At 68.1% G+C, this 26,441-nt stretch carries 26 protein-coding genes and 1 pseudogene; 19 read left to right on the top strand and 8 right to left on the bottom strand.

What is annotated here, in order from left to right; all coding sequences use genetic code 11:
• Positions 1 to 100 precede the first annotated feature (100 nt).
• A pseudogene (locus ASE10_RS20985) lies at positions 101 to 247 on the top strand (cytochrome d ubiquinol oxidase subunit 2); the annotation flags it as partial.
• Between the two features lie 144 nt (positions 248 to 391).
• A complete protein-coding gene (locus tag ASE10_RS08780) occupies positions 392 to 1,165 on the top strand; it encodes a glucose 1-dehydrogenase (RefSeq protein ID WP_055907510.1) in 774 nt (257 codons plus the stop codon).
• Between the two features lie 31 nt (positions 1,166 to 1,196).
• Here the strand turns inward: ASE10_RS08780 and ASE10_RS08775 are convergent, their stop codons facing one another.
• Together ASE10_RS08775 and ASE10_RS08770 are read right to left on the bottom strand one after the other, a co-directional pair.
• Positions 1,197 to 1,880, bottom strand: coding sequence for a hypothetical protein (locus tag ASE10_RS08775; RefSeq protein ID WP_055907507.1), 684 nt, complete (start codon positions 1,878 to 1,880; stop codon positions 1,197 to 1,199).
• Between the two features lie 53 nt (positions 1,881 to 1,933).
• Positions 1,934 to 2,998 carry a type IV toxin-antitoxin system AbiEi family antitoxin gene (locus ASE10_RS08770; RefSeq protein WP_200945879.1) on the bottom strand — a complete coding sequence of 355 codons (1,065 nt, stop codon included), beginning with the start codon at positions 2,996 to 2,998 and terminating at the stop codon, positions 1,934 to 1,936.
• A gap of 225 nt (positions 2,999 to 3,223) precedes the next feature.
• Here ASE10_RS08770 and xth point away from each other — a divergent pair, with 225 nt between their 5' ends.
• On the top strand, positions 3,224 to 3,991 hold the full coding sequence (gene xth, locus ASE10_RS08765; RefSeq protein WP_055907501.1) for an exodeoxyribonuclease III: 768 nt from the start codon (positions 3,224 to 3,226) through the stop codon (positions 3,989 to 3,991).
• A 534-nt stretch (positions 3,992 to 4,525) separates the two neighbouring features.
• Here xth and ASE10_RS08760 read toward each other — a convergent pair.
• Positions 4,526 to 4,798 carry a GlsB/YeaQ/YmgE family stress response membrane protein gene (locus tag ASE10_RS08760; protein ID WP_055908482.1) on the bottom strand — a complete coding sequence of 91 codons (273 nt, stop codon included), beginning with the start codon at positions 4,796 to 4,798 and terminating at the stop codon, positions 4,526 to 4,528.
• A gap of 174 nt (positions 4,799 to 4,972) precedes the next feature.
• Positions 4,973 to 6,334 carry an AMP-binding protein gene (locus tag ASE10_RS08755; protein ID WP_082586082.1) on the bottom strand — a complete coding sequence of 454 codons (1,362 nt, stop codon included), beginning with the start codon at positions 6,332 to 6,334 and terminating at the stop codon, positions 4,973 to 4,975.
• A gap of 184 nt (positions 6,335 to 6,518) precedes the next feature.
• On the opposite strand from ASE10_RS08755, the gene ASE10_RS08750 reads away from it, so the two are divergent.
• The 9 genes from ASE10_RS08750 to ASE10_RS08710 all read left to right on the top strand — a co-directional run bounded on the left by ASE10_RS08750 (position 6,519) and on the right by ASE10_RS08710 (position 13,488).
• Positions 6,519 to 7,121 (top strand): 4'-phosphopantetheinyl transferase superfamily protein, encoded by a 603-nt coding sequence (locus ASE10_RS08750; RefSeq protein ID WP_082586081.1) that lies wholly within the window; start codon positions 6,519 to 6,521, stop codon positions 7,119 to 7,121.
• Between the two features lie 33 nt (positions 7,122 to 7,154).
• A complete protein-coding gene (gene rsmG, locus ASE10_RS08745) occupies positions 7,155 to 7,850 on the top strand; it encodes a 16S rRNA (guanine(527)-N(7))-methyltransferase RsmG (protein WP_055907500.1) in 696 nt (231 codons plus the stop codon).
• A gap of 101 nt (positions 7,851 to 7,951) precedes the next feature.
• Entirely contained in the window at positions 7,952 to 8,767 is an 816-nt protein-coding gene (locus tag ASE10_RS08740) for an AAA family ATPase (RefSeq protein WP_056097713.1), read from the top strand.
• The gene (locus tag ASE10_RS08735; RefSeq protein ID WP_055907493.1) at positions 8,764 to 9,666 is read left to right on the top strand and encodes a ParB/RepB/Spo0J family partition protein; all 903 of its coding nucleotides are present in this window, start codon (positions 8,764 to 8,766) and stop codon (positions 9,664 to 9,666) included. Before ASE10_RS08740 ends, ASE10_RS08735 begins: the two co-directional genes overlap by 4 nt.
• A gap of 47 nt (positions 9,667 to 9,713) precedes the next feature.
• Positions 9,714 to 10,472, top strand: a complete 759-nt coding sequence (locus tag ASE10_RS08730) for a suppressor of fused domain protein (protein ID WP_055907490.1) — start codon at positions 9,714 to 9,716, stop codon at positions 10,470 to 10,472.
• Between the two features lie 86 nt (positions 10,473 to 10,558).
• The gene (locus ASE10_RS08725) at positions 10,559 to 11,005 is read left to right on the top strand and encodes a hypothetical protein (protein WP_055907486.1); all 447 of its coding nucleotides are present in this window, start codon (positions 10,559 to 10,561) and stop codon (positions 11,003 to 11,005) included.
• Positions 11,006 to 11,256: 251 nt separating this feature from the next.
• Entirely contained in the window at positions 11,257 to 12,222 is a 966-nt protein-coding gene (locus ASE10_RS08720; RefSeq protein ID WP_055907483.1) for an NAD-dependent epimerase/dehydratase family protein, read from the top strand.
• A gap of 193 nt (positions 12,223 to 12,415) precedes the next feature.
• Entirely contained in the window at positions 12,416 to 13,147 is a 732-nt protein-coding gene (locus ASE10_RS08715; protein WP_055907480.1) for a glycosyltransferase family 2 protein, read from the top strand.
• Positions 13,148 to 13,152: 5 nt separating this feature from the next.
• Positions 13,153 to 13,488, top strand: a complete 336-nt coding sequence (locus tag ASE10_RS08710) for a lipid-A-disaccharide synthase N-terminal domain-containing protein (protein ID WP_055907477.1) — start codon at positions 13,153 to 13,155, stop codon at positions 13,486 to 13,488.
• Between the two features lie 97 nt (positions 13,489 to 13,585).
• Here the strand turns inward: ASE10_RS08710 and ASE10_RS08705 are convergent, their stop codons facing one another.
• Positions 13,586 to 13,981, bottom strand: coding sequence for a GFA family protein (locus ASE10_RS08705; protein WP_055907476.1), 396 nt, complete (start codon positions 13,979 to 13,981; stop codon positions 13,586 to 13,588).
• Between the two features lie 326 nt (positions 13,982 to 14,307).
• On the opposite strand from ASE10_RS08705, the gene rpmB reads away from it, so the two are divergent.
• The 3 genes from rpmB to ASE10_RS08690 all read left to right on the top strand — a co-directional run bounded on the left by rpmB (position 14,308) and on the right by ASE10_RS08690 (position 18,574).
• On the top strand, positions 14,308 to 14,544 hold the full coding sequence (gene rpmB, locus ASE10_RS08700) for a 50S ribosomal protein L28 (RefSeq protein WP_055907473.1): 237 nt from the start codon (positions 14,308 to 14,310) through the stop codon (positions 14,542 to 14,544).
• Between the two features lie 11 nt (positions 14,545 to 14,555).
• Positions 14,556 to 14,720 carry a 50S ribosomal protein L33 gene (rpmG, locus tag ASE10_RS08695; RefSeq protein WP_036168663.1) on the top strand — a complete coding sequence of 55 codons (165 nt, stop codon included), beginning with the start codon at positions 14,556 to 14,558 and terminating at the stop codon, positions 14,718 to 14,720.
• 413 nt (positions 14,721 to 15,133) lie between these two features.
• Positions 15,134 to 18,574, top strand: coding sequence for a PAS domain-containing hybrid sensor histidine kinase/response regulator (locus ASE10_RS08690; RefSeq protein ID WP_055907470.1), 3,441 nt, complete (start codon positions 15,134 to 15,136; stop codon positions 18,572 to 18,574).
• Between the two features lie 28 nt (positions 18,575 to 18,602).
• On the opposite strand, the gene ASE10_RS08685 is transcribed toward ASE10_RS08690, so the two are convergent.
• Positions 18,603 to 19,136, bottom strand: coding sequence for an SRPBCC domain-containing protein (locus ASE10_RS08685; RefSeq protein WP_055907466.1), 534 nt, complete (start codon positions 19,134 to 19,136; stop codon positions 18,603 to 18,605).
• A gap of 74 nt (positions 19,137 to 19,210) precedes the next feature.
• The gene (locus ASE10_RS08680; protein ID WP_055907463.1) at positions 19,211 to 19,879 is read right to left on the bottom strand and encodes a response regulator transcription factor; all 669 of its coding nucleotides are present in this window, start codon (positions 19,877 to 19,879) and stop codon (positions 19,211 to 19,213) included.
• A gap of 89 nt (positions 19,880 to 19,968) precedes the next feature.
• Between ASE10_RS08680 and ASE10_RS08675 the strand changes: the two genes are divergently transcribed.
• Entirely contained in the window at positions 19,969 to 20,343 is a 375-nt protein-coding gene (locus tag ASE10_RS08675) for an endonuclease domain-containing protein (RefSeq protein ID WP_055907460.1), read from the top strand.
• Between the two features lie 203 nt (positions 20,344 to 20,546).
• Here ASE10_RS08675 and acs read toward each other — a convergent pair whose 3' ends face one another.
• Positions 20,547 to 22,499 carry an acetate--CoA ligase gene (acs, locus tag ASE10_RS08670; protein ID WP_055907456.1) on the bottom strand — a complete coding sequence of 651 codons (1,953 nt, stop codon included), beginning with the start codon at positions 22,497 to 22,499 and terminating at the stop codon, positions 20,547 to 20,549.
• A 260-nt stretch (positions 22,500 to 22,759) separates the two neighbouring features.
• Between acs and ASE10_RS08665 the strand changes: the two genes are divergently transcribed.
• From ASE10_RS08665 to ASE10_RS08655, 3 genes are all read left to right on the top strand, one after another.
• Positions 22,760 to 24,160 carry a DcaP family trimeric outer membrane transporter gene (locus ASE10_RS08665; RefSeq protein ID WP_055907455.1) on the top strand — a complete coding sequence of 467 codons (1,401 nt, stop codon included), beginning with the start codon at positions 22,760 to 22,762 and terminating at the stop codon, positions 24,158 to 24,160.
• A gap of 18 nt (positions 24,161 to 24,178) precedes the next feature.
• Positions 24,179 to 25,843 carry an MFS transporter gene (locus ASE10_RS08660; RefSeq protein WP_055907452.1) on the top strand — a complete coding sequence of 555 codons (1,665 nt, stop codon included), beginning with the start codon at positions 24,179 to 24,181 and terminating at the stop codon, positions 25,841 to 25,843.
• 175 nt (positions 25,844 to 26,018) lie between these two features.
• The gene (locus ASE10_RS08655; protein WP_200945878.1) at positions 26,019 to 26,420 is read left to right on the top strand and encodes a tetratricopeptide repeat protein; all 402 of its coding nucleotides are present in this window, start codon (positions 26,019 to 26,021) and stop codon (positions 26,418 to 26,420) included.
• Positions 26,421 to 26,441: the final 21 nt, after the last annotated feature.

Raw genomic sequence — 26,441 nt, 5'->3', positions numbered from 1 at the left:
GCGTCGCCCGCCGGGATGGTCATGCCATGGCCTCGCGTTCCGGCGCGCGCCACAGCGTCGACGATGCGCTCCCATTAGCCTCATCCTGACCGCAGATTTGTCCCTATTCCCATTCCTCATGCTTTCCTCTACGGATCCGAACCATGGCTTGACGGTTTTGGACGCGTCTTCCAGTCGGCTTACGCTCTTGTTCCTACTGGCAGCGACCACCGTCTTCGCGCCGATCGCGCTGGGTTACTCCGCCTGGACCTCGCGGACGAAGCGGGGCAACGGCGCCCGCATGCGGCCGCATCGTTCCAAAGAGCTCTACTGACATGCCGTTCATCGGCGCCGATCCACATGCTCGCTGAAGGCGCGATCTCCGCATCGCGGCCGGCGAAGGAGATATCCCATGAACCGGGTGCAGGACAAAGTCTGCATCGTCACCGGAGCGGCGCTGGGCATCGGCCGGGCATGCGCACAGCGGCTGGCGCAGGAAGGCGCGCGCGTCGCGCTCTTCGACGTGCTCGATGCCGAAGGCGCAGCGCTGGCGGACGATCTGCGGATGCAAGGCTTCGATGCCGGGTATTGGCACGTCGACGTTAGCCGAGAGGCGGAGGTTTCCCGCGCGACCGAAGAAGTCGCCCGTACGTTCGGCGCAGTTCACGTGCTGGTGAACAATGCCGGCATCGCAGGGAGCAACAAACCCACCCACGAACTCACCGAAGCCGAATGGGACCAGGTCCAGGCGATCAACGTGAAAGGCGTGTTCTTCTGCACCAAGCACGCCATACCGCACATGCGGCGCGCCGGCCACGGCAGCATCGTCAACCTGTCGTCGATCTACGGCCTGGTCGGCGCCGCCGACGTGCCGCCTTACCATGCCTCGAAGGGAGCGGTGCGCCTGATGAGCAAGACCGATGCTCTGATCTACGCGCCGGACCGCATCCGTGTCAACTCCGTGCATCCGGGCTATATCCGCACACCGATGGTAGAGCATCACCTACGCGACAACGGCGCCGCCGACCTTGAAGCGGCCATGATCGAAGTCGGCAAGCTGCATCCATTGGGCCACATGGGCGAACCGGACGATATCGCCTGGGGCGTGGTGTATCTGGCCTCGGACGAAGCCAAGTTCATGACAGGTGCCGAACTGGTGGTGGACGGGGGCTACACCGCGCGGTAATGAGAAAACGCGTTTCGGCGGAAATGATGGCTCAGCGGCGGCCGCCGCTTCGAAAAATCGACCACAGCAGCCATACGCCGGCCAGCGAGGCGCTAACGAAGCCCAATAGCCCGAAAAGCGCCAGCCCCCCCAATAACGTCGGCCTGCCTTCGACCGTCATCGCGATCGACGAGCCGACGATCACAGCCGCTATCGCCATCGCGCCGGACAGGCGATTGGCCGCGCGACCAATCCCATGGTTGAACTCATGGAGCTCGTCCACCTGCATATGCATGCGCGCTCCTCCAGCACGCAGCAATCGCAGCAAGCGTTTTAGATCGCGGGGAACCACGGCTAACAAGGACGCCGCATCCGCCATCGCCCGCGTCCCGCTTCGGCCTATGGCCCGGGGAGCGAACTGTCGCGCTATCGCCCGGCGCAGGAAGGGCTGGGCCTGGGGCGCCATATCGAAGTCGGGGTCGATGGTGCGCCCGAAACCTTCGAGCGTCAGGCAGACCTTGATCAGCAGCGTCAGGTCGGCAGGCGAGGCCAGGCGATGGGAACGCAGCGGCGTCGCCGGGCACTTCCGTATCCAGGCCGAGGTCCAAGTCGAGCGTGCCGACATGCGGCTGTCCTCGTGGGCGAGCAGCAGCCATGGCACCGCACCGCCGACCACGGCAAATTTTCCCTTGAAGCTGCCGAGGATCTGGCCGTTCTCGACCAGCACGGTCTTCACCGCGGCCGTGGTGCGGTCGTCGTAGTCGGCGGCGGATCGCGGTTCCTACGGGATCAACCTTTCGGCCACGCCAGCTTTTCCTTTCGTAGATGGTCGGCCGCTTCCGTGCCGCGTTCGCTGGACACGACCAGGTCCAGATAGGTTTGCACGGGGCTGGTGCAGACTGCACCGGGCGCCGGCTCAATGATGTCGAGGAACAGCCCTTCGTCCTTGGGCAGCGTCACGACGACATTCTGGCCGTTTGAAGCCGAGGATAGGTTCAGCACGGAACGAAGTCGTTCAAGGCCCTTGGCGTCCGCGTAGAAATAATGGGTGCCGGTGCGCGCATAAGACGCCAGCCAATGCGCCGCCGAATAGGAAGCGAACACGGCCTGTCCTACTTCAGCGTCCGTGCCTAGCGCCTGTCGCGCCGCCTCGTCCAGCGCCTTGCCGTGCAGCGTCGTATAAAAGTTCACCCGTTGCCCGGTGGGAGCCGCGTACGTGGCCGCCCATGCGTCGAGCAATGCGTCAGGCTTGGACAAACGCAGTCCTTCTTCGGAGACTTCCGCCCATTCCCTGTCCAGCAAGCTGCCGCGCACGTTGCTGACATGGCCCACGCTGACGGCGGCCGCTTCGGCGAGTTCGACTACCCGCCAGGTCCGGTCCGGATCACGGAGCAGCACGCGCAGCACCTGCGCCGACTTCGGCGTGAACAACGACTTTAGTTCGCGGCGCTCCGTCTTCGGCTTGCTCGCGACCTGCCGCTCGATGAAGATGCCGCCGAACGCCAGGTAGGCGTTGCCTTCGAGGTCGAGGAACCCTACGCCTTCCTCGCGGCACAGCGATTGGACGTTGGGCGACAGGTAGGGAGCGACCAGCACCGGTATGGTTTCCGGGGTTCGTCCAGCAACGTAGTCGCGCAACTGTAGAAGCGCCGGACGGACATACCGTGGCTGGCCGTTGGACTTCACCTCGCACGCCAGCGTGTAGCGGCGACCGTCGGCGTCGAGGCGCGCAAGAATATCTACCTGTTTACCGGCGTCGGCGACTTCCTGCTTGACGTCCAACACTCGGATCGCAGGCACCCGCTCCAGCAGTTCCCGGAGCGCCTCGGCAGCGCGGGATTCGGTGCTTTTCACTGATTCGGCCTGTTTCAGAATTTGCTGAAATTAGCAATTCTAGTGAAATAATCAAGCAGCGTTCAGTGGAATGGCAGGTTTCAGCAAATGCTGAAAGAGGGCTATAGTCTGAAAATGAGGCCCGGCCACAGGCATCTGCGACCTAGGCAAATTGCGGGTATCGCTGGGAGCATGATCGATGAAGCGAAGAAATAAATATAATAAATTCAATAGGTTGATGCCCATATGAAAATCGTCAGCTGGAACGTCAACTCGCTCAACGTGCGCATGCCGCACCTGGAAACCTGGCTGGGCCTGCGCATGCCGGACGTGGTGGCGCTGCAGGAAACCAAGCTCGAAGACCACCGCTTCCCCGACGACGCCCTGGCCGCGCTGGGCTACCGCAGCGTGTTCGCCGGCCAGAAGACCTACAACGGCGTGGCGATCCTGTCGCGCGAAAGCGCGCGCGACGTGCAGATCGGCGTGCCCGGCTTCGAGGACGAGCAGAAGCGCGTGATCGCCGCCACCGTCGGCGATGTGCGCATCGTCAACCTGTACGTGGTCAACGGCCAGGACGTGGGCACCGACAAGTACGCCTACAAACTGCGCTGGCTGGATGCGATCCACGACTGGCTGGCCGAAGAACTGCGCGCGCACCCGCAGCTGGTGGTGCTGGGCGACTTCAACATCGCACCCGACGAGCGCGACGTGTACGACCCGGCCGTGTGGAACGAGGGCCACATCCTGACCTCGACCGCCGAACGCGATGCGCTGCGCCGCCTGTACGCGCTGGGCTTGCACGACAGCTACCGCATGCACAACGACGGCGCCGGCGAGTTCAGCTGGTGGGATTACCGCCAGGCCGCGTTCCGCCGCAACCTCGGCCTGCGCATCGACCTGGCGCTGGTCTCCGACGCGTTGCGCGCCCGCTGCGCCGGCGCCGGCATCGACCGCGAGCCGCGCACCTGGGAACGGCCCAGCGACCACGCGCCGGCTTGGGTGGAGTTGGGCTGAGTCTGGTTGCACGGAAGGGCGAGCTTCGCCGTTGCAGTTGCAGTTGCAGTTGCAGTTGCCGTTGCCGTTGCCGTTGCCGTTGCCGTTGCCGTTGCATTGAAATCCATAGCACCGCACCACGACGAACAATCGTAGACCCGAAGGGCGGCGCGCAGGACGCGCGCCGTTTTTCGAGGAACAGGATGTTCCTTCGAAAAATCCCCGCGTCAGCAACGAACTCGCAAGGGAGGGTTGTCAAGGCAAGCCCTTCTCTTTGGTTACTTTCTCTTGGGCTAGCAAGAGAAAGTGACCCGCATGCGCAGCAGGCGGAAGCCTTTGACTTAGGCAACGAAACCAACGCAGCAAACGGAATTCGCAATCGCGGCTTACGCCGCTCCCACAGGAGGCAGGAAGCAGAAGGCAGAGCCGTAGCGAAACCGCCGTCGGAAGACGAAGGTCGCGGTCGCGGCTTACGCCGCTCCCACAGAAGGCAGAAGCAGCAGCACAAAAAAGCCCGGCGATGCCGGGCTTTTTCGTTTCCGTCGGCCTGCGCGCTCAGCGCACGCGACCGCGCCGGAACAGGTTGACGATGCCGAGCAGCACGATCGCGCCGACCAGCGACAGCAGCAAGCCGGTCAGACTGAAGTTGCCATCGTTGATATCGCCCGCACCTAGACCCAGCACGCCGCCGAGCCAACCGCCGAGAAATGCGCCGACGATGCCTACGATGACGTTGAGAAAGATGCCCTGCTGCCCATCGGTGCGCATGACCAAACTGGCCAGCCAACCGATGACGCCGCCAACCACGAGCCAAATGATGATGCCCATCATGTCGGTGTCTCCTAATAGTTCAGAGGACGCCCGATCGCACTTGCGCCGTGAGGATGCACTCGCCTGTCGCATCGGACGATTGCAGTCTGGATGCGTATTTGTGATGGCAACGTTAAATGTTCGCGCTGCGGCGAAGCGCGTCACGCGGCGTAGACACGCCGCGCGTGGAGTTTAACCACCGTTGCTGCGCAGCAGCTGCAAGAGCAGGTCGCGCGGCAATTTTCCGGTCTCGTTGCGCGGCAGCGCATCGACGCGGCGCAGCGGACGCGGCAGGAATACCGGATCGATGCTGGCGCGCAATGCGCGCAGGATTTCGGCCTCTTCCAACCGCGGCGCGACCGCGAGCGCGGCGATCCGGCGCACCGCGCCGTCGTCGCTGTCGAGCTGGAACACCACGCCGTCCTCGACGCCGTCGATCGCGAGCAGTTTGCGGGTGAGGTCGCCCAACGAAGCGCGCTTGCCGGCGATTTCGAGCAGGTCGGCGCTGCGTCCGCGCAGCACGAAACGGCCGTCGGCGCCGACTTCCATCAGATCGGCCAACACCACCGCCTCGGGCAGGTGCGGCGCGTGCACCGCGGTGCCGTCGGGTTGCGGCGACAAGCGCACGCCCGGCAGCGGCGTCCAGGCGTCCTCGTGGGCGGTGCGGCGGCGTGCGATCACGCAGGTTTCGGTGGAACCGAACACTTCGCGGACCTCGCAGCCGTAGCGCGTTTCCGCGGCCAGGGCGAGTTCCCGCGGCAGCGGCGCGGTGGCCGAGACGATGCCGGCCAGCGCCGGCAAGGCGATGCCGGATTCGACCAGGGCGCGCAGATGCACCGGCGTGGTCACCAGCAGCGGCGGCGCCGGCGCGTCGGCCAGGGCCAGGGCGACGTCGCCGGGAAAGAACGGACGCGCCGCGTGCACCGCGACCGGGCCCAGCAGCGGCAGCAGGACCGACATCTCCATGCCGTACATGTGCTGCGGCGGCACGGTCGCGACCAGTGGCGTGATCGTGTCGGGCGCGAGCAGATCGGCGAGCGCGGCCAGGTTCTGCGCGGTGCTGGCGCGGAAGCAGCGCCAGGTTTTCGGATTGGGCTTGGGCTGGCCGGTGCTGCCGGAGGTGAAGCCGATCGCGACCAGCGCATCGGCCGCGACGGTCGGCGCCGGGCCGTCGAGTTGCGCCAGCGTCCCGGGCAGGCGCCAGTAGCGCGGCGGCGGCGGTTCCAGCGCGGTATCGCCCAGGCAATAACTGTCGGCGTGCTGGGCCAGCGCGTCGCCGACCACGGCCGGCGCGCGCGAGGGCGGCAGCAGCGTGGTCTGGCCGCGCAGGGCGGCCGCGCTGAAGGCGACCAGGAAGCGGTAGCGGTCTTCGCACAGATTGATCGCATAGCGCGCCGACGGCAGCGCCGCCGCCAGCGCGCGCACTTCGCGCTCGAAGCGCTGCTGCGCGATCGCATCGCCATGCGCGAACGCGAACAGACGCTCGCCCGTACCGGTCGCCAGGGCGACGCGTTCGTCGCCGGGTACCGCATCATGATCAACTACCGCTGACATCGTCCGCCATTCGTCGCTCCGGCCGCAGCCGCACCATTCCTACGCCGACGGCAGCGCCGTCTTCCCCTAAGCGCCGGCCGTGCGGCATCGGCATCGATCGCGGCCTAGCGCCGCGTCCCCGTCTTTAGCTTACGCTGGCGCGCTGGCGTTCCGCCAAACGATTGTTCATGTCCCTGACCTGCCGATGACTCCCACCGACCCTGCGCCGCGCTGGACCTGGCAGCCGCACACGCCCGGCCATGCCGCCGAGGCGCAGGCGCGGACCTGGCTGGCCGAACAGCTGGGCACCGCGCCGCAAACCCTGCATCTGGGCCGCGACGGCCGCCAGCGCCCCTACCTGGAAGCGCCGTACGAGCGCTGGGACTGCAACTGGAGCCACAGCGGCGACAGCCTGCTGATCGCCCTGACCGCGCGCGGACGGGTCGGCGTCGACCTGGAACGGCTGCGTCCGCGGCCCCGCGCGCTGGCGGTGTCCGATCGCTATTTCACCGCCCCCGAAACCGCCTGGCTGAACGTCCAACCCGACCGCGACCGCGCCTTCCTGCGCCTGTGGTGCCTGAAGGAAGCGGTACTGAAAGCGCACGGCCACGGCCTCTCGTTCGGCCTGCACCGGCTGCGTTTCGAAGAACGCGACGGCCGCCTGCTGCTGGTCGACAGCGACCCCGCCTTGGGTGCGCCGTCGGAATGGCGGCTGCAGGAACTGGCGCCGGCGCCGGGCTACGTCGGTGCGCTGGCCTGGCGGCCGTTCGCCGACGCCGCGGCGCCCGCCGGCACCGGTGCGGCCTGAGCCCGGCCGGCGCCATCGGCGATACTGTCGCCGATGAACGCACCCGCTCCCCTCCCCGCCGGGCTCCGTCGCGAGCTCGAAGCCGGCCTGTCCGCGCTGGCCCTGGATCCGGCCCTGGCCGCGCCGCTGCTGGACTATCTGGCCCTGCTCGCGCGCTGGAACCGCACCTACAACCTCACCGCGGTGCGCGACCCGCAGGAGATGGTGACCAAGCACCTGCTCGACTCGCTGGCGATGCACCCCTACGTCGACGCGATCGCGCAGCGCGGCGGCGCCCTGGCCGACCTGGGCACCGGCGCCGGCCTGCCCGGGATCCCGCTGGCGATCGTCAAGCCGGGCCTGCGCGTGACCCTGGTCGAGAGCAACGGCAAGAAGGCGCGCTTCATGCGCGAAGCCCTGCGCACCCTGGGTTTGAAGGACGCGCGCGTGGCCGAATCGCGGATCGAGGCCTTCGCCGAGCCCGGCGCCTACGACGCCATCACCGCGCGCGCCCTGGCGACCCTGCCGCTGATCCTGGAACTGGGCGGCCACCTGCTCAAGCCCGACGGCGTGCTGCTGGCGATGAAGGGCGCCCACCCGGTCGACGAGATCGCCGCACTGCCGGCGGGCTGGCGCGTGCGCGCGTCGCACCCGCTGGCGGTGCCGGGGCTGAACGCCGAGCGCCATCTGGTCGTGGTCGACCGCGCCCCTGCCGGCCCCGGGCCGGACGCGGACCGAAATGACGCATGACGGACCGCGAACGCGTCCCGTCCGGGCATAATCCCCAGTCCGACCGGCGCCCGGCGCCGTCCGAACACACCTCACAGCCGGTACAGCAGGGGACGAGCCGCATGGCCCGCATCATCGCCGTCGCCAATCAGAAAGGCGGGGTAGGCAAGACCACCACCGCGGTCAACCTGGCCGCCGCGCTCGCGCGCACGCCCAAGCGCGTGCTGCTGGTCGACCTGGACCCGCAGGGCAACGCCACGATGGGCAGCGGCATCGACAAGCGCACGATCGAGGACTCGATCTGCGACGTGATGCTGGGCGAAGCCGACGCCGCCTCGATCCTGGTGCGCGCGCCGGAAGAGTTCGACCTGCTGCCGGCCAACATCGAGCTGACCGCCGCCGAAATCCGCCTGATGGGCGAGGACGCGCGCGAGCAGCGCCTGAAGAGCGCATTGGCGCCGCTGCGCGCCAACTACGACTACATCCTGATCGACTGCCCGCCGGCGCTGTCGCTGCTCACGCTCAACGCGCTGACCGCGGCCGATTCGATCATCGTGCCGATGCAGTGCGAGTACTACGCGCTGGAAGGCATCAGCGCCCTGCTCGACACCATCAACGCGCTCAAGGCCAGGCTCAACCCGGACCTGGAGATCGAAGGCGTGCTGCGCACCATGTTCGACGTGCGCAACAACCTCGCCAACGCGGTCTCGGCCGAGCTGACCAATCACTTCGGCGACCGCGTGTTCCGCACCATCGTGCCGCGCAACGTGCGCCTGGCCGAAGCGCCCAGCCACGGCCAGAGCATCGTCGGCTACGACAAGGCCAGCCGCGGCGGCATCGCCTACCTGGGCCTGGCCGGCGAAGTGCTGCGCCGCCAGCGCGAGCGCGACCAGGCCGCCAAGACGGCGCAACGCGACCACAAGGAGACCGTGGCATGAGTGCGGCCAAGAAGCGCGGCCTCGGCCGCGGGCTGGAAGCCCTGCTCGGCCCCAAGGCCGCCGCCGAGGCGCCGATCCTGGAAGCCACCGAAGCCGACGTGATGCGCAAGCTGCCGGTGGACGCGCTGACCGCCGGCAAGTACCAGCCGCGCAAGACCTGGGACCACGACAAGCTCGCCGAGCTGGCCGAGTCGATCAAGGCCCAGGGCGTGATCCAGCCGATCGTCGTGCGCGACATCGGCGGCAAGCGCTACGAAATCATCGCCGGCGAACGCCGCTGGCGCGCGACCCAGCTGGCCGGGCTGACCGAAATCCCGGTGGTGATCCGCGAAGTCGACGACCGCACCGTGGTCGCGATGGCGCTGATCGAGAACATCCAGCGCGAAGATCTCAACCCGCTGGAAGAAGCCACCGCGCTGCAGCGTCTGATCGACGAATTCGACCTCACCCACGCCCAGGCCGCCGAAGCGGTCGGCCGTTCGCGGGTGGCGGTGTCCAACCTGCTGCGCCTGCTGGAACTGCCGGCCGAGATCCGGGTGCTGGTCGAGACCCGCGCCCTCGACATGGGCCATGCGCGCGCGCTGCTGACCCTGGCGCCGCAGGCCGCGATCGCGCTGGCACGCCAGGCTGCCGAACTGGGCTGGTCGGTGCGCGACGTCGAACACCGCGTGCAGCAGCTGGCCGCGGGCAAGGTCCCCACCGGCAGCGGCAAGCCCAAGCCGACCAAGGCCAAGCCGCAGGCCGACATCGCCACGCTCGAGCGCGAGCTGTCGGAATCGCTCAACACCCAGGTCAACGTGCTGCACGGCCGCGGCGGCAAGGGCCGCCTGGTGATCCATTACAGCGACCTGGACTCGCTCGACGGCGTGCTGGAAAAGCTGCGCGGCAAGGTCGAATAAGGCCCGGCACGCAGCGACCACGGCCGGACCTGAGGGGGGAGGCGGACATGGCGGAAGACCAGACGGAAAACCAGGCGGAAGGCGCGGAAGGCAGGAAGGCCGAGGTGGTCAGCCTCAGCGGCAGCCCGATCTACCGCTACGACGCAGCGCCGGAGTGGGAGCCGGTCCAGGGCGAGATCTGCCTGGAACAGATTTCCGAGCATATCGAAGCCCATCTGGGCCCGATCGGCAGCGTGTTCCATGAGCTGGCCTCGGACCTGGTCCACATCGACGTGCATTTCCTGCCGGCCAGCGAGAACCAGCCCTACGTCCGCCTGGTGACCTCCGGCATGAGCGACCTGGCGATGACGGTGCCCGAAGGCTCGGACGCGCCGCGCTATCTGGAACTGATCGCGACCCTGCCGGCCGACTGGCGGCTCGACCAGGAATCGATGAAGGACGAGCGCTGGTACTGGCCGGTCCGGCTACTGAAGATGCTGGCGCGCTTTCCGCACAAGCACCGCACCTGGCTGGGCTGGGGCCATACCGTCGCCAACGGCGACCCGCCGGAGCCCTACGCCGACGGCACGCGCCTGGATACGGCGATCCTGCTGCCCTCGGTCAGCGTGCCCGACGGCTTCCACCGCCTGCGCATCGACGACGACAAGGAGATCCAGTTCCTCGCCGTGGTGCCGATGTACCCGGAGGAGCGCGAGTTCAAGCTGCGCAAGGGCACCGACGGCCTGCTGGACAAGTTCGCCGACCTCGACGACATCATCGACCCGACCCGGCGCAACGTCGCCAAAAAACGTTTCGGCCTGTTCTGACATCCCGGCGCGATAAGCTCCGCTTCCACGGCCGCCCCACTTCCACCCCTCGTCCAAAGCCCATCGCAATCACCAAGGAGATGCATATGAAACGGATAGCCCTCGCGGCCCTGCTGCTGGCCCCGTCCCTGGCCTTCGCCCAAGCCTACGCCCAGGCCGGTGCAACCTGCCCCAGTCTCAACAGCGCCGACCTGGCCTGGACCGAGCGCAGGGGCGACGACTACACCCTGTGCTACCTGGAACTGCCGTCCAACATCGCCGCCGGCAAGGGCCTGGGCGTGTACCTGGGCACGCGCAGCTTCAAGCCGGACAAGAAGGCCCGTGCCGAAAAGGGCACGGTCGGCAGCCAGCAGGTCGTCTGGTACAAGAAGGCCACCGTCAACGACGCGCGTCCGTTCTCGCGCGAAACCACGATCGTGTTGCCCGGCGAAAAGCCCAAGAGCAAGGTCCGGGTCTACGTCTGGATCGACGCGGCTACCCAGTCCGAGCTCAACGAAGCCTTCGGCCTGGCCAAGCAGCTCGCGGTGAAGTAAGCGCGACCGGCGCGGCGGACTCCGGCCAGCGCGCGGAGTCTGCTGCGCTTCAGGCGCGGGCGGCCATGCTGGCGCCCGCGCATCGGTCGCCCGCGCATCGGTCGCCCGCGCATCGGTCGCCCGCGCATCGGTCGCCCGCGCATCGGTCGGAACCGCGACGACGCGGTTCCGACCCGGGATCGCCGACATTGTCGATACGGTAACCACCGCCAGCGCATGCTTCCCGCTCCCGAATCCGTCACCATCGCCCCATGACCCTTCTCGTCACCGGCGCCGCCGGTTTCATCGGCAGCTACGTCTGCCGCGCCCTGCGCGCCCGCGGCCAAGCCGTGATCGGGCTGGACAACTACAACGACTATTACGACCCGCAGCTCAAGCGCGACCGCGTCGCCGCGCTGTGCCCGGACACGGACATCCGCGCCATCGACCTGAGCGACCGCGACGGCCTGGCCGCACTGTTCGACGAGGTCGCGCCGACCCGGGTGATCCACCTGGCCGCCCAGGCCGGCGTGCGCTATTCGCTGACCCACCCGCACGCCTACGTCGACAGCAATCTGGCCGGCTTCGTGAACCTGCTGGAGCTGTGCCGCCATCGCGGCGTGCAGCACTTGGTCTACGCCAGCTCGTCCTCGGTCTACGGCGACTCGGCGGTGCCGCCGTTCTCCGAAGACCAGCGCGTCGACCAACCGCGCTCGCTGTACGCGGCGACCAAGGCCGCCAACGAGCTGATGGCGCACACCTACGCCCACCTCTACGGCCTGCGCGCGACCGGCCTGCGCTTCTTCACCGTCTACGGCCCCTGGGGCCGCCCGGACATGGCGCCGCTGCTGTTCTCGCGCGCGGTGCTGGCGGGCCGGCCGATCCAGGTTTTCAACCATGGCCGCATGCGCCGCGACTTCACCTTCGTCGACGACATCGTCGCCGGCGTGCTGGGCGCGCTCGAACACCCCTCGCAGGACGAGCCGCCGCACCGCGTGTTCAACCTGGGCAACCACACCCCGGTCGAGCTGGAGCATTTCATCGGCGTGATCGAGACCGCCGCCGGCCGCACCGCCGAAAAGGTCTACCTGCCGATGCAGCCGGGCGACATGGTCGAGACGATGGCCGATACTGCGCGCGCCAAGGCCGCGTTCGGGTTCGAGCCGACGACCTCGATCGAGACCGGGCTGCCGCAGGTGGTCGCCTGGTGCCGGGACTATTTCGGCGCCGACGCCTGACTCTTCGCCGCCCCGCCGGAGCGGGCGCGCGGGGCATGGATCGCGGCCCGGCGCCGGTTTCGAGCGCTGCCGGTTCGTAGGCGTCGCTCCCAATCGAGGCCGTGCGTCGTACCCTCTTACCGGCCCCTGTTCCGATGCTCGGGGGCCCCGCACCGCCAATCCCGGCTCATGCGAGCCGCGACGAGTCCGCTAGATGACCGCAAACCATAGCCCCGAACTGTCCGTCGTCGTCCCCGTGTTCAACGAGCAGGACAACGTCGCCCCGCTGGTCCACGAGATCACCGCCGCCCTGCGCGGCGTGGCCGACTTCGAGATCGTCTACGTCGACGACCGCTCGCGCGACGGCACCCTGGACGCGCTGCGCGCGCTCAAGGCGCAGGTGCCCGAGCTGCGCGTGGTCCACCACGTCAGCCAGAGCGGCCAGAGCACCGCGATCCGCAACGGCGTCAAGGCCGCGCGCGGCGCCTGGATCGCGACCCTGGACGGCGACGGCCAGAACGACCCGGCCGACATCCCCAAGCTGCTGACCAAACGCGCCGGATCCGCGCCCGACATCAAGCTGTTCGCCGGCTGGCGGGTGAACCGCCAGGACTCGGGCAGCAAGCGCTGGGCCTCGAAGTGGGCCAACGCGATCCGCAGCCGCATGCTGCGCGACGACACCCCCGACACCGGTTGCGGCATCAAGCTGTTCGAGCGCGAGGCCTTCCTCGACCTGCCGCACTTCAACCACATGCACCGCTACCTGCCCGCGCTGATGCAACGCGCCGGCTGGAAGACGGTCAGCGTCCCGGTCAACCACCGCGCCCGCTCCACCGGCGTGTCCAAGTACAACAATCTCAACCGCGCCCTGGTCGGCATCAGCGACCTGCGCGGCGTCGCCTGGCTGATCAAGCGCGGCAAGGTCACCTCCACCGAAGAGGTCTAAGACGCATGGACTTCATGAATTCGCCGATCGAGTGGCTGGCCTGGACCGGCCTGCACATGTCGCCGTGGAAGCTGATCGGCCTGACCGGCGCGCTGATGTTCGGCGGCCGCTGGCTGGTCCAGTTCGTCGCCAGCAAGCGCCACGGCAAGCCGGTGATCCCGCGCGCGTTCTGGTACATGAGCCTGATCGGCAGCGCGATGACCCTGAGCTACTTCGTGTTTTCGCAGAAGCAGGACTCGGTCGGCGTGATCCAGAACCTGTTCCCGGCCTTTACCGCCGCCTACAGCCTGTACCTGGACATCAAGCACCGCGGCTGGCACCGGGATCGCGCCGGGCACTAGCCGGACCCGCATGCGCGGCGGGACGGCTTGCCCGCCCTGCCGATCCGCTGGGACCGCCATGCGGCAGCATGGGGACGGCAACCGCCTCGCCCCCGCCTCAATCGATGTGCTCGATCCCCTCGGGCAAGCCCACCCAGGCATGCCGGCGGACTTCGTAGACCGAGTGGGCCGGCGCCGGGTAGCCCGGCTCGGCAAAGTTCCCGACCGCGACCGCGACATGGCCCGGCACCGCCTCCAGCTCCCAGTAGACCGTGGAGCCGCAGTCCTGGCAGAACCGGAAGCTGGCCAGGCTGCCGGTGTCGCCACGGCGCTCGAACCGCCCGGAACGGCCCTCAAGCAGGCGCACCCGCTCGCGCGGGTAACGCGCCTGAACCCCGAACGCGCTGCCGGTGCGGCGCTGGCATTCCAGGCAATGGCAGACCGAGACCCGGACCGGCTCGCCCTCGCAAGCCAGGCGCAATTGGCCGCAGGAACAGGTGGCTACGCGGATCATGGGCACCTCGTGGGGTCGATGTGGAAAGGGCGGAACGCCGCGAACGGCGATTGGCGGCCCTGAAGGATACTGCGCCGGCCGGGCCGCCCGACCCGCCTGCGCGGCCAAGTGCTTGTCCCGGCTCGGATTTACCTGCATAATGCGCGGCTCGCTGTGTCCGACGCACCCTTAGGGGCAAGTCCGGACGGGACCGGAAGCGCGAATCCGACCCGTGCCGCCCAGCTGAGGTAATCACCCGTATCGCGCGCTGTCCGCGGATTTCCGCGCCGACGGCGGGGCCGCCGCCTCCCTGGCCAAGGGAAGCATCCAATCCTTTCGAGGTGCACATGTCCCGCGTATGCCAAGTAACGGGCAAGCGAACGACGACCGGCAACAACGTCTCGCATGCCATGAACAAGACCCGCCGCCGCTTCCTCCCCAACCTCCACGAGCGCCGCTTCTGGGTCGCCAGTGAGAACCGTTGGATCAAGCTGCGTGTTTCCGCCAACGCCATGCGCACCATCGACAAGAACGGCATCGACGCCGTTCTGGCCGATCTCCGCGCCCGCGGCGAAAAGATCTGAGGACCTGACCCATGGCTTCCAAGCGCGACAAGATCCGACTGATCTCTTCGGCCAACACCGGTCACTTCTACACGACCGACAAGAACAAGAAGAACACCCCGAACAAGATGGAGGTCAAGAAGTACGACCCCGTCGTTCGTAAGCACGTGATCTATAAGGAAGGCAAGATCAAGTGATCTTCCGGCCCGTTCGCGCGGCGCGCGAACGGCTTTGCCGGTAGGTCATCCCGCGCAGGCGGGGATCCAGGCCTCGCGAGAAACCCGCCCACAAGGCGGGTTTCTTGTTTTTGGCCTTCTCTTTTGGGGCCGGCGGAGCGGTGATGGCGTGAGGATCCAGAGCATTCGCGCTGCGCGCTCATCCCCTCGCCCTGGCCCTCTCCCGCAAGCGGGAGAGGGAATCCCCGCAACGCCGCCGCTTCTAGCCTCGCAACGCCGCTGCTTTGCAACGCTACTGCTTTTAGCCCCTCTCCCGCCTGCGGGAGAGGGGTTGGGGTGAGGGCGGCCGCCCCACCTAAGACTTTCGTAGCCCCCAAGCCTCCCCCGCCTCGCCCGCCGTACACTCGTTAATCCGAACGCGGAGTGGTCCTGCGGTGATCCCAGGCTGGATATTGCTGCTGGTGTCGGCCGGCTACGTGGGCCTGCTGTTCGCGGTCGCCTACTACGGCGATCAGCGCACCGCGCGCATCCCGAAGCTGCGCTGGCTGCGCCCGGCCGTGTATTCGCTGGCGCTGGCGGTGTACTGCTCGTCCTGGACCTTCTACGGCGCGGTCGGCACCGCCGCGCGCACCGGCCTGGGCTTCCTGCCGATCTACCTGGGCCCGCTGCTGATGCTGGCCTTCGGCTGGCGCATCCTCGAACGCCTGGTGCTGATTTCCGGCGAGCACCGCATCGTCTCGATCGCCGACTTCCTGTCCTCGCGCTACGGCCGCGCGCCCGGCCTGGCCGCGCTGGTCGCCGCGGTCGCCCTGACCGCCGCGGTGCCCTACGTCGCCCTGCAGTTCAAAGCCGTGGCCATGAGCGTGGAAGTGCTGGCCGGCGTGCCCTCCGACGCCAGCCTGCTCGCCGATCCGGCGTTCTACGTCGCGCTGATGCTGGCGGTGTTCGCGATCCTGTTCGGCACCCGCCAGATCGACGCCACCGAGCACCATCACGGCATGGTGCTGGCGGTCGCGCTGGAGTCGCTGGTCAAACTGGTCGCCTTCGTCGCGATCGGCCTGTTCGCGCTCGCCCACCTGCCCGGCGACGGCAGCCTGGCCGCACGCGTGGGCCAGGCCGCGCACGTGGTCACCGCGCCCGGGCTGCCGCCCGGCTTCGTCGCCCAGACCCTGCTCGCCTTCGCCGCGATCCTGTGCCTGCCGCGGCAGTTCCACGTCGCCGTGGTCGAATGCCAGGACCCGAACGACCTACGCCCCGCGCGCTGGCTGTTCGGCGGCTATCTCGCCCTGATCAGCCTGCTGGTGGTGCCGATCACCCTGACCGGCCAGGCCGTGCTCGCAGGCAGCTCGGTGTCGCCGGACACCTACGTGCTGGCCCTGCCGCTGGCGCTGAAGCAGGAAACCCTGGCGCTGATGGTCTACATCGGCGGCTTCTCGGCCGCGACCGGCATGGTGATCGTGGCCAGCGTCGCCCTGGCGACCATGGTCAGCAACGACCTGATCGTGCCGTTGCTGCTGCGCAGCGGCGCCCTGCGCGAAACCCAGGGCATCGACCGCCAGGTGCTGTGGGTGCGGCGCGCGACCATCCTGGTGCTGGCGATGATGGCCTACGCCTACCACCGCGCCTCGGTCGGCGCCGACAGCCTGGCCCAGCACGGTCTGCTCGCGTTCGCGGCGGTCGCGCAGTTCGCGCCGGCGCTGATCGGCGGGCTCTATTGGCGTGGCGCGAGCCGCGCGGGCGCGTTCGCCGGCCTGCTCGCCGGCGCGCTGCTGTGGCTCTACACCCTGCTGCTGCCGGCGCTGGGACGGGTCGGCTGGATCGACACCGGCTGGATCGAGCACGGGCCGCTGGGCGTGTCCTGGCTGCGGCCGGAGCAGCTGTTCGGGCTCACCGGCTGGGACGCGCTGACCCACGGCACCTTCTGGTCGCTGCTGTTCAACATCGGCGCCTTCCTGTTCGTCTCGGTGCGGCAACGCCCGCGCCTGCAGGAGCAATTGCTCGCCGCGACCTACCTGGATCCTTACGTGCAGCGCCCGGCCCTGGGCCCGGGCGGCTGGGCCGGCAGCGTGCGCAGCGGCGAACTGCTGACCCTGGCCGAACGCATCGTCGGCGAACGCCACGCGCGCCGCGCATTCGAGGAATACGCGCAGGCCCGGGGCCGCACCTGGCTGCCCGACCAGCCCGCCGACCGCGCCCTGGCCCAGTTCACCGAACGCCTGCTGGCCTCGGCGATCGGCGCGGCTTCGGCGCGGCTCACCCTGACCAGCGCGCTGCGCGGCTCGGGCATGGAACTGGGCGAAGTCGTGGCCCTGCTCGACGAGGCCAACCAGGAACTGCGCTTCAATCGCCAGGTGCTGTCGACCACGCTGGAGAACATCAGCCAGGGCGTGAGCGTGGTCGACCGCGACATGCGCCTGGTGGCCTGGAACCGCCGCTACCAGGAATTGTTCGACTACCCCGACGGCATGCTCTACGTCGGCCGTCCGGTCAGCGACCTGATCCGCTGGAACGCCGAACGCGGCGAGATGGGCCCGGGCGACATCGACGCCCAGGTGCGGCGCCGCCTCGCCCATCTGCGCGCGGGCGCCTCGCACGTGTTCGAGCGCGTGCGCGCCAACGGCCAGGTGATCGAAATGGTCGGCCGCCCGCTGCTCGGCGGCGGTTACGTCACCAGCTACAGCGACGTCACCGACTACAAGCGCTCCGAACAGGCGCTGCGCGAGGCCAACGAGACCCTGGAGCAGCGCGTCGAACAGCGCACCCAGGAAGCCGAGGCTGCGCAGCAATCCAAGACCCGTTTCCTGGCCGCGGTCAGTCACGACGTGCTGCAACCCTTAAACGCCGCGCGCCTGTTCACCACCGCGCTGCGCGAAACCACCGACGCCGACGAACAGACCCGCCTGGCCGAACGCGTCGACGCCTCGCTGCGCGCAGCCGAGGACCTGCTCGACGGCCTGCTCGACATCTCGCGCCTGGACGCCGGCGCGCTGCGTCCGGAACTCACCGATTTCGACGCCGGCGAACTGCTGCACGAACTCGCCGCGCAGTACGCGCCCAGCGCCGCCGGCCGCGGCCTGCAGTTGCGCGTGCGCGTGCCCGCCGACGAGATGCCGGTGCGCAGCGACCGCCGCCTGCTGCGCCGCGCCCTGCAGAACTTCATCGCCAACGCCCTGCGCTACACCCGCGAAGGCGGCGTGCTGATGGCCGCGCGCGCGCGCGACGGCCAGGTCGAACTGCAGGTCTGGGACACCGGTCCGGGCATCCCCGAGCATCATCTGGAGCAGATCTTCGACGAGTTCCGCCGCTTCGATCAGCCCGGCGTCGGCGGCGAACGCGGCCTCGGCCTGGGCCTGTCGATCTGCCAGCGCATCGCGCGCACGCTCGACCACCCGCTGCAGGTGCGCTCCCACGTCGGCCGCGGCAGCGTGTTCTCGATCGCGGTGCCCTGCGGCCGCACGCCGCGCGCGCGCGGCGTCGCGGCGCCGGCGATCGCCGACTCCCTGGCCGGCCTGCGCGTGCTCTGCGTCGACAACGACCTGGAGATCCTGGACGGCATGCGCACCTTGCTGATGCGCTGGCAGGCCACCGCCCTGGTCGCGGCCACGGTCGACGAAGCATTGGCGCTGATGGATCAGCGGCCCGACGTAGCCCTGGTCGATTTCCACCTGCACGACCGTCTCGACGGCCTGGGCGTGGTCGATGCCCTGCGCGAGCGCGCCGGCCGCATCCTGCCGGCGGCGCTGCTTACCGGCGACGGCAGCGACGCGCTCAAGCTGGCCGCGCGCGAACGCGGCTGCCGGGTGCTGACCAAACCGATCAAGCCGGCTTCGCTACGCGCGTTCCTGGCCGCGCAGCGGCAGACCGTGCAGGCCTGAGGGCGAACCCGGGCGCGCCATCGGCGGCCTACGGCAGCGCGGCGTCGGTCCGCGCGGCGTCTGCGGCTTCGCAGTAACGCTGCAACGCCGCCAGCGTTATTTCCCAGTAGTAGTTGATGTGCCCGTACACCGCGTAGTTGTTCATGTTGCTCAGGGTCAGGTCCAGGCGCGTGCCGGCGCCCGACGGGCTCAGCTCGAAGCGCAGCACGGTGTGGTGCTCGAGCGCATCGGACATCACCCTGCGCGACAGCGAACTCCAATGCGTGTACTGCAGCAACCGCGGCGGCTCGAACGCCTGCACCACGCCCTTGTTCTCGAAGCGCAGGCGGTCGTGCAACACGCCACGGAATACGATCGGGCCGCCGACCCGCCAATCCGTCTCGACCGCGAAGGCCTCGTCGGACATCCAAGCTGCGATGCAGCGCGCATCGGTCATGGCCTGCCACACGCGTTCGGGCGGCACGGCTATCTCGACCGACTTGGTCACGCGTTCCGGGAATTCCTGGCCTGCCTCGAATCTCAGGCTCGATCCGGGCTCGTTCTGGCGCGCGTCGTCAGTCATGCGGTCGCAAGCTCTTGTCTTCGCATGCGTCCTTAGCTGGCGCGACTATCGACTGCGGCATGCACATCCGCGAGCTACTCGCCCTCTTCCGCCGGCAGCACGATCGCGCCCGGATCCAGCGCCAGGCGTCCGGCGATCAGCACCGCCTGGGTGCGGTTGTTGGCGCCGAGCTTGCGCAGGATCGCGGTCACGTGCGCTTTCACCGTGGCCTCGGACACGCCCAGTTCGTAGCCGATCTGTTTGTTGAGCAGGCCCGAACCCAGCATCTGCAGCACGCGGAACTGCTGCGGGGTGAGATCGCGCAGGCGTTGCGCCGCGTCGTGCTCGTCGGCCGCCGCCGCCGGTGCCGACAGCGCGGCCGGCGGCGCCCAGCGATCGCCGGCCAGCACTGTCGAGATCGCTTCGCCCAGGGTCGCCGCGTCGGCCGACTTGGGGATGAAGCCGACTGCGCCATGATCGAGCGCGCGCCGCATCACCGCCGGCTCCTCGCGCGCGGACACCACCACGATAGGCAGTTGCGGATGTAGCGCGCGCAGATGCACCAGGGCGCTGAAGCCCTGCGCGCCGGGCATGTTGAGATCCAGCAGCAGCAGGTCGGCGTCGGACTCGGCCTCGACCAGCACGTACAGCGCATCGACGCTGTCGGCCTCGCGCAGCACCGCGTCGGGCAGCACCCGCGCCACCGCGCCGCGCAAGGCTTCGCGGAACAGCGGATGGTCGTCGGCGATCAGCAGGGTGGCCACGGCTGCGCTCCTGGATAAGGGTTTTCCGGGTCGGGCGTGCGGTGTGCACCGACTATCGCGACCGTCGTATCGCGCGATCCAATGGCCGCATGCAGCCGTATCGACGCCAACTCAAATACCCGGCGCGGAGATTGCGGACGGCCATGACAGCTGCGGAACAGGCCCTGTGGTTCCGGCTTCGTCGGAAACAAGTCTTGGGCGTGCAGTTCTACAGGCAAAAGCCGCTGCTGGACTTCATCGTGGACTTTTACGCACCCGCTGCCGGGCTGGTGATCGAAGTGGATGGGAGCCAGCACTGCGATAAAGGTCGTGTGCTTGCCGACAGGGCGCGCGACGCCGCCTTGGCTGGGCGCGGTTTGCGCGTGTTGCGATTCGATAATCGGCAGGTTCTTGTGGAGACCGACAGTGTGATGCTGGTCATCTGGCAGATCGTGGCTGAGCGGCTGTGCGGAGGAGAGCGTTAGGAGCGAATCCCCCCTGCCCCCCTTTTTCAAAGGGGGGAAAGGCGAAAGGCCAAAGGGCGGCGAAGACAGAGGACGCGAAAGGGAACGCGCTCCAGCGCAAGACGACCCATCCGCGGGAAACGACGCACCCGCAGACAGCGACGCCACAGATCCCCCCCTTTGAAAAAGGGGGGTTAGGGGGGATTTGCTTTTACTCGCCGCGATCACTTGCCCAAGCGCTCGCTGACCAGGCTATCCACCACCGACGGATCCGCCAGGGTGCTGGTGTCGCCGAGCTGGTCCGGCGCGTTCTCGGCGATCTTGCGCAGGATGCGGCGCATGATCTTGCCCGAGCGGGTCTTGGGCAGGCCCGGCGCCCATTGCAGATGGTCGGGCGTGGCGATCGGGCCGATCTCCTTGCGCACCCAGGCCACCAATTCCTTGCGCAGGTCCTCGTTGGGCGCTTCGTCCGCGATCAGCGTCACGTAGGCGTAGATGCCCTGGCCCTTAAGATCGTGCGGGAATCCGACCACCGCGGCCTCGGCGACCTTGGGATGCAGGACCAGCGCGCTCTCGACCTCGGCGGTGCCGATGCGGTGGCCGCTGACGTTGATCACGTCGTCGACGCGGCCGGTTATCCAGTAGTAGCCGTCGGCGTCGCGGCGGCAGCCGTCGCCGGTGAAGTAGCTGCCGGGGTAGGTCTTGAAGTAGGTCTCGATGAAGCGCGGGTGGTCGCCGTAGACGGTGCGCATCTGGCCCGGCCAGGAATCCAGCAGCACCAGGTTGCCCTCGGCCGCGCCTTCCAGCGCCTCGCCGTTGGCGTCGACCAGGGCCGGCTGCACGCCGAAGAACGGCTTGGTCGCCGAACCGGGCTTGAGGTCGATCGCGCCGGCCAGCGGCGTGATCAGGATGCCACCGGTCTCGGTCTGCCACCAGGTGTCCACGATCGGGCAGCGGGAATCGCCGACGACCTCGTAATACCAGCGCCAGGCTTCGGGATTGATCGGCTCGCCGACCGAACCCAGCAGGCGCAGCGATTTGCGCTTGGTGCGCGTCACCGGCTCGTCGCCGTCGCGCATCAATGCGCGGATCGCGGTCGGCGCGGTGTAGAAGATCGTGACCTGGTGCTTGTCGATCACGTCCCAGAAGCGCGACACGTTCGGATAGTTGGGCACGCCCTCGAACACCAGCGCGGTGGCGCCGTTGGCCAGCGGCCCGTACACGATGTAGCTGTGGCCGGTGACCCAGCCGACGTCGGCGGTGCACCAGTAGATGTCGTCCTCGCGCAGGTCGAACACGGTCTCGTGGGTGTAGGCGGCGTAGGCGAGGTAGCCGCCGGTGGTGTGCAGCACGCCCTTGGGCTTGCCGGTACTGCCGGAGGTGTAAAGGATGAACAGCGGATCCTCGGCATTCATGCGCTCGGGTTCGCAGCTGTCGGGCTGCCCCTCGACCACCGCGTCGTACCAGCGGTCGCGCGGCATCTGCATGTCGACCGCGGCGCCGGTGTGGCGCACCACCAGCACGGTCTCCACCGAGTTCGTGCCCGGCAGCTTCAGCGCCGCATCGACGTTGGCCTTGAGCGGAATCTTCTTGCCGCCGCGCAGGCCTTCGTCGGCGGTGATGATGAGCTTGCTGGCGCAGTCGGCGACGCGGTCGGCGATCGAGTTGGGCGCGAAACCGCCGAACACCACCGAGTGGATCGCGCCGATGCGCGCGCAGGCCAGCATCGCGACCACCGCTTCCGGAATCATCGGCAGGTAGATGGTGATGCGGTCGCCCTTGCGCACGCCCAGCGCGCGCAGGGCGTTGGCCAGGCGGCAGACGCGCGCGTGCAGGTCGCGGTAGGTCACGTGCTCGGCCGGCAGGTTGGGATCGTCGTGCTCGAACAGCAACGCGGTCTTGTCGCCGCGCGTATCCAGATGACGGTCCAGGCAGTTGACGCTGGCGTTGAGCTCGCCGTCCTCGTACCAGCGGATGTGGAAGTCGTCGAGCTGGAAGCTGACGTCCTTGATCTTGGTCGGCTTGCGGAACCAGTCCAGGCGCTCGGCGACCCGGCCCCAGAACGCTTCGGGCTGCTGCACCGATTCGGCGTACAGGCGCTCGTAGTCTTCCCGCGTGACCCGCGCCTGGGCGGCGAAGTCGGCGACGACGGGATAGACGGTGGCGGGCTGGTTCATGGGGTGCTCCGATGGGCGGTTGGACGTGGGACGTGGCGGCGGGACGTGGTCGGCAGGACACGGGACGCTCGCGCAGGCGCGGGCGAACCTCCAGTGTGCCGCATCCGCCACGATAGCCGCCCCGGCCGCGATTTAGACCATGGTCGTACGCGGTGTCTGAACGCGGCTTTTTACGACCAATGGCGAATGGCCCCTCCCCGGCGCCGCGCGCAGGCTGGCCGCAGTCGCGCGTCCTGCGCGGCATTCCTCGGGAGGGAATCATGTCCATTCGCATCGCATCGCCGGCGGGGAGCGCGATCCGGCGGCGTCCGCTCGCCGCGGCCCTGTTGCTCGCACTGGCGCTGCCCGGTATGGCCTTCGCCCAGACGGCGAAGGAGAAGGAGCTGGAGGCGCGCGTCGCCCAGCTCGAAGCCATGGTCCAGCAGCTGGTCTCGCAACAGCAGCAACAACAAAGCCAGATCGCCGAGGTCAAGACCGCGCAGGCCACCGCGCCCGCGGCGCCGGCCGCGACGCCAGGCAAGCCCGCGCTGCAGACCGCAGCGATCACGCCCGGCGCCAATCCGGGCACCCGCTTCAGCTACGGCGGCTTCATCAAGCTCGACGCCTCGGTCACCCAGACCAACGACGGCGACATCGCCGACGGTTCGGTCGGGCGCCTGTTCTACGTGCCCAAGGCGATTCCGGTCGGCGGCGGCCGCACCCGCGAGGGCGGCACCGACACCGATATGGGCGCGAACTTCTCGCGCTTCTGGTTCGCAGCCGACACCGACCTGGACAGCGGCGACAAGCTCAAGGCCTACCTGGAGTTCGACCTGTTCGGCGGCGGCACCACCGCCTTCACCGGCAATGAAGTCGCCACCAACACCTACGCCCTCACCTTGCGCCAGGCCTACGTGACCTGGAACAACTGGCTCGCCGGCCAGGCCTGGTCCAACTTCCAGGACACCGCGGCGCTGCCGGACACGGTCGATTTCCTCGGCCCCACCGAAGGCACGGTGTTCGTGCGCCAGGCCCAGTTGCGCTACACCAAGGGTCCGTGGTCGTTCTCGATCGAGAACCCGGAGACGGTGTACACGCCGTTCCGCGGCAACATGGCCCAGGTCGCCGGCGACGACGGCAGCATGCCGGACCTGACCGCGCGCTACACCGCCAAGGGCGACTGGGGCCACTTCGGCGTCGGCCTGCTCGCGCGCCAGCTCAAGTACCAGACCGGCCCGGTCAACGACAGCAGCACCGGCTACGGCGCCAGCGTCTCGGGCAAGTTCAATCTCGGCAAGAACGACGACCTGCGCTACATGGTCACCGCCGGCAGCGGCATCGGCCGCTACGTCGGCCTGGCCTTGAACAACGACGCCGTGCTCGATTCCACCGGCAACCTGGAGAACATCGACCTGATCAGCGGCTTCGTCGGCTGGCGTCACGTGTTCAGCCCCAAACTGCGCACCAACCTGTTCTACTCGCGCGCCGAGTACGACAACGATACTGCGCTGACCGGCGTGGGCATCACCAGGTCGGCGCAATCGGCGCACGTCAATCTGATCTACACGCCGCTGCCCAAGCTCGACGTCGGCGCCGAGCTGATCTGGGGCAAGCGCGAACTCGAGAACGGCGACTCCGGCGAGCTCAACCGCCTGCAGACGCACGTCAAGTACAGCTTCTAACCTTTAGGGGAACGCATCATGTCCAGCGTCACCGCCACCGCGTCGCCCGGATCCGGCGATCTCACCAAGGACCACAAGAAGGTCATCTTCGCGTCCAGTCTCGGCACCGTGTTCGAGTGGTACGACTTCTATCTGTACGGTTCGCTCGCCGTCATCATCGGCAAGCAGTTCTTCGGCGGCCTCAACGACACCAGCCAGTTCGTGTTCGCGCTGCTGGCCTTCGCCGCCGGCTTCGCGGTGCGTCCGTTCGGCGCACTGGTGTTCGGCCGTCTCGGCGACATGATCGGGCGCAAGTACACCTTCCTGGTCACCATCGTGATCATGGGCCTGGCGACCTTCCTGGTCGGCATCCTGCCCAGTTACGCGACCATGGGCATCGCCGCGCCGATCATCCTGATCAGCCTGCGCATGGCGCAGGGCCTGGCGCTGGGCGGCGAGTACGGCGGCGCGGCGACCTATGTCGCCGAGCACGCGCCCCACGGCAAGCGCGGCCTGTACACGAGCTTCATCCAGACCACCGCGACCCTGGGCCTGTTCCTGTCGCTGCTGGTGATCTGGGGCTGCCGCAATTACTTCGGCAAGGAAGACTTCGAGGCCTGGGCCTGGCGCATTCCGTTCCTGGTCTCGGTGCTGTTGCTGGGCGTGTCGGTGTGGATCCGCCTGCAGCTGGCCGAATCGCCGCTGTTCCAGCAGATGAAGGCCGAAGGCAAGACCTCCAAGGCGCCGATCACCGAGAGCTTCTTCTCCAAGAACGGCAGGATCGCCCTGCTCGCCCTGCTCGGCGCGACCGCCGGCCAGGCCGTAGTCTGGTACGGCGGCCAGTTCTACTCGCTGTTCTTCCTGACCAAGACCCTGGGCCTGGACCCGAACCGCGCCGACATCCTGATCGCCATCGCCCTGGCCCTGGCCACCGGCGGCTTCATCTTCTTCGGCTGGCTGTCGGACAAGATCGGCCGCAAGAAGATCGTGCTCGCCGGCTGCCTGATCGCGGTGTTCACCTACTTCCCGGTGTTCAAGGCGCTGACCCACAACGTCAACCCGGCGCTGGAGTCGGCGGTGGCGAAGTCGCCGGTCACGGTGACCGCCGATCCGGAGCGCTGCGCGTTCCAGTTCGACCCGGTCGGCAAGGCGACCTTCAAGCAGTCCTGCGACATCATCAAGTCGGCGCTGGCCAAGAAGGGCATCCCGTACAACAACGCCCCGGCCGCGGCCGGCAGCGTGGCGACGGTGTCGATCGGCGGCACCAGCCTCAACAGCTTCGAAGGCGAAGCGCTGGGCAAGGACGAGTTCAAGGCCCAGTCCGACGCGTTCGGCAAGCAGTTGAGCGAAGCGCTCAAGACCGCCGGCTATCCGGAAAAGGCCGACCTGGCGCAAGTCAACACGCCGGTGGTGATCGCGCTGCTGACCTTCCTGGTGCTGTTGGTGACCATGGTCTACGGCCCGATCGCGGCCTGGCTGGTCGAGCTGTTCCCGACCCGCATCCGCTACACCTCGATGTCGCTGCCGTACCACATCGGCAACGGCTGGTTCGGCGGCTTCCTGCCCTTCACCGCCTTCGCCATCGTCGCCGCCACCGGCAACATCTACAGCGGCCTGTGGTATCCGATCATCGTCGCGGCGATCACCGTGGTCATCGGCACCTTGTTCCTGCCCGAAACCAAGGACCGCGACATCCGCGACTGAGGTCGCACCCGAACGACCCCACGTCGTATGCGGTAAGGCAACGCCGGCGCAAGCCGGCGTTGTTCTTTATGCGCCCGTCGCGCGACTGTGCTTATGCTCCGACGACCGCGGATGCGGGGGCCCAGGAGCGCAGATAATGGAACTATCCGATCAGGTTCATGAACGAGTTCAGGCGTTGTCCGCAGAAGGAGACGCCAGCGCCGAGCAGGGCCGCTATCGCGAAGCCCTGGCCAAGTACGCCGAGGCCTTGGGCTTGCTGCCCGAACCGACCACCGACTGGGAGGCGGCGACCTGGCTGCTCGCCGCGATCGGCGACGCGCACTTCCTGGCCGGCGACTACGAGCCGGCGCGCGCGGCGCTCTCCGACGCGATGCATTGTCCGGACGCGATCGGCAACCCCTTCCTGCATCTGCGCCTGGGGCAGTCGCAGTTCGAACTGGGCAACCTGGAGCGCGCCGAAGACGAACTCACGCGCGCCTACATGGGCGCCGGCCCGAGCATCTTCAAACACGAGGACCCGAAGTACTTCGAGTACCTCAAGAGCGTGCTGAATGCGCCGGCCGATGGCGGCGGCTAGGACCCCGCGCCATCGCCAGCG

The sequence above is a fragment of the Lysobacter sp. Root76 genome, assembly GCF_001428685.1.
Taxonomy (GTDB): Bacteria; Pseudomonadota; Gammaproteobacteria; order Xanthomonadales; family Xanthomonadaceae; genus Lysobacter.
The sequence above is the reverse complement of the archived record's forward strand: the minus strand, read 5'-3'. Positions and strand labels throughout refer to the sequence as shown.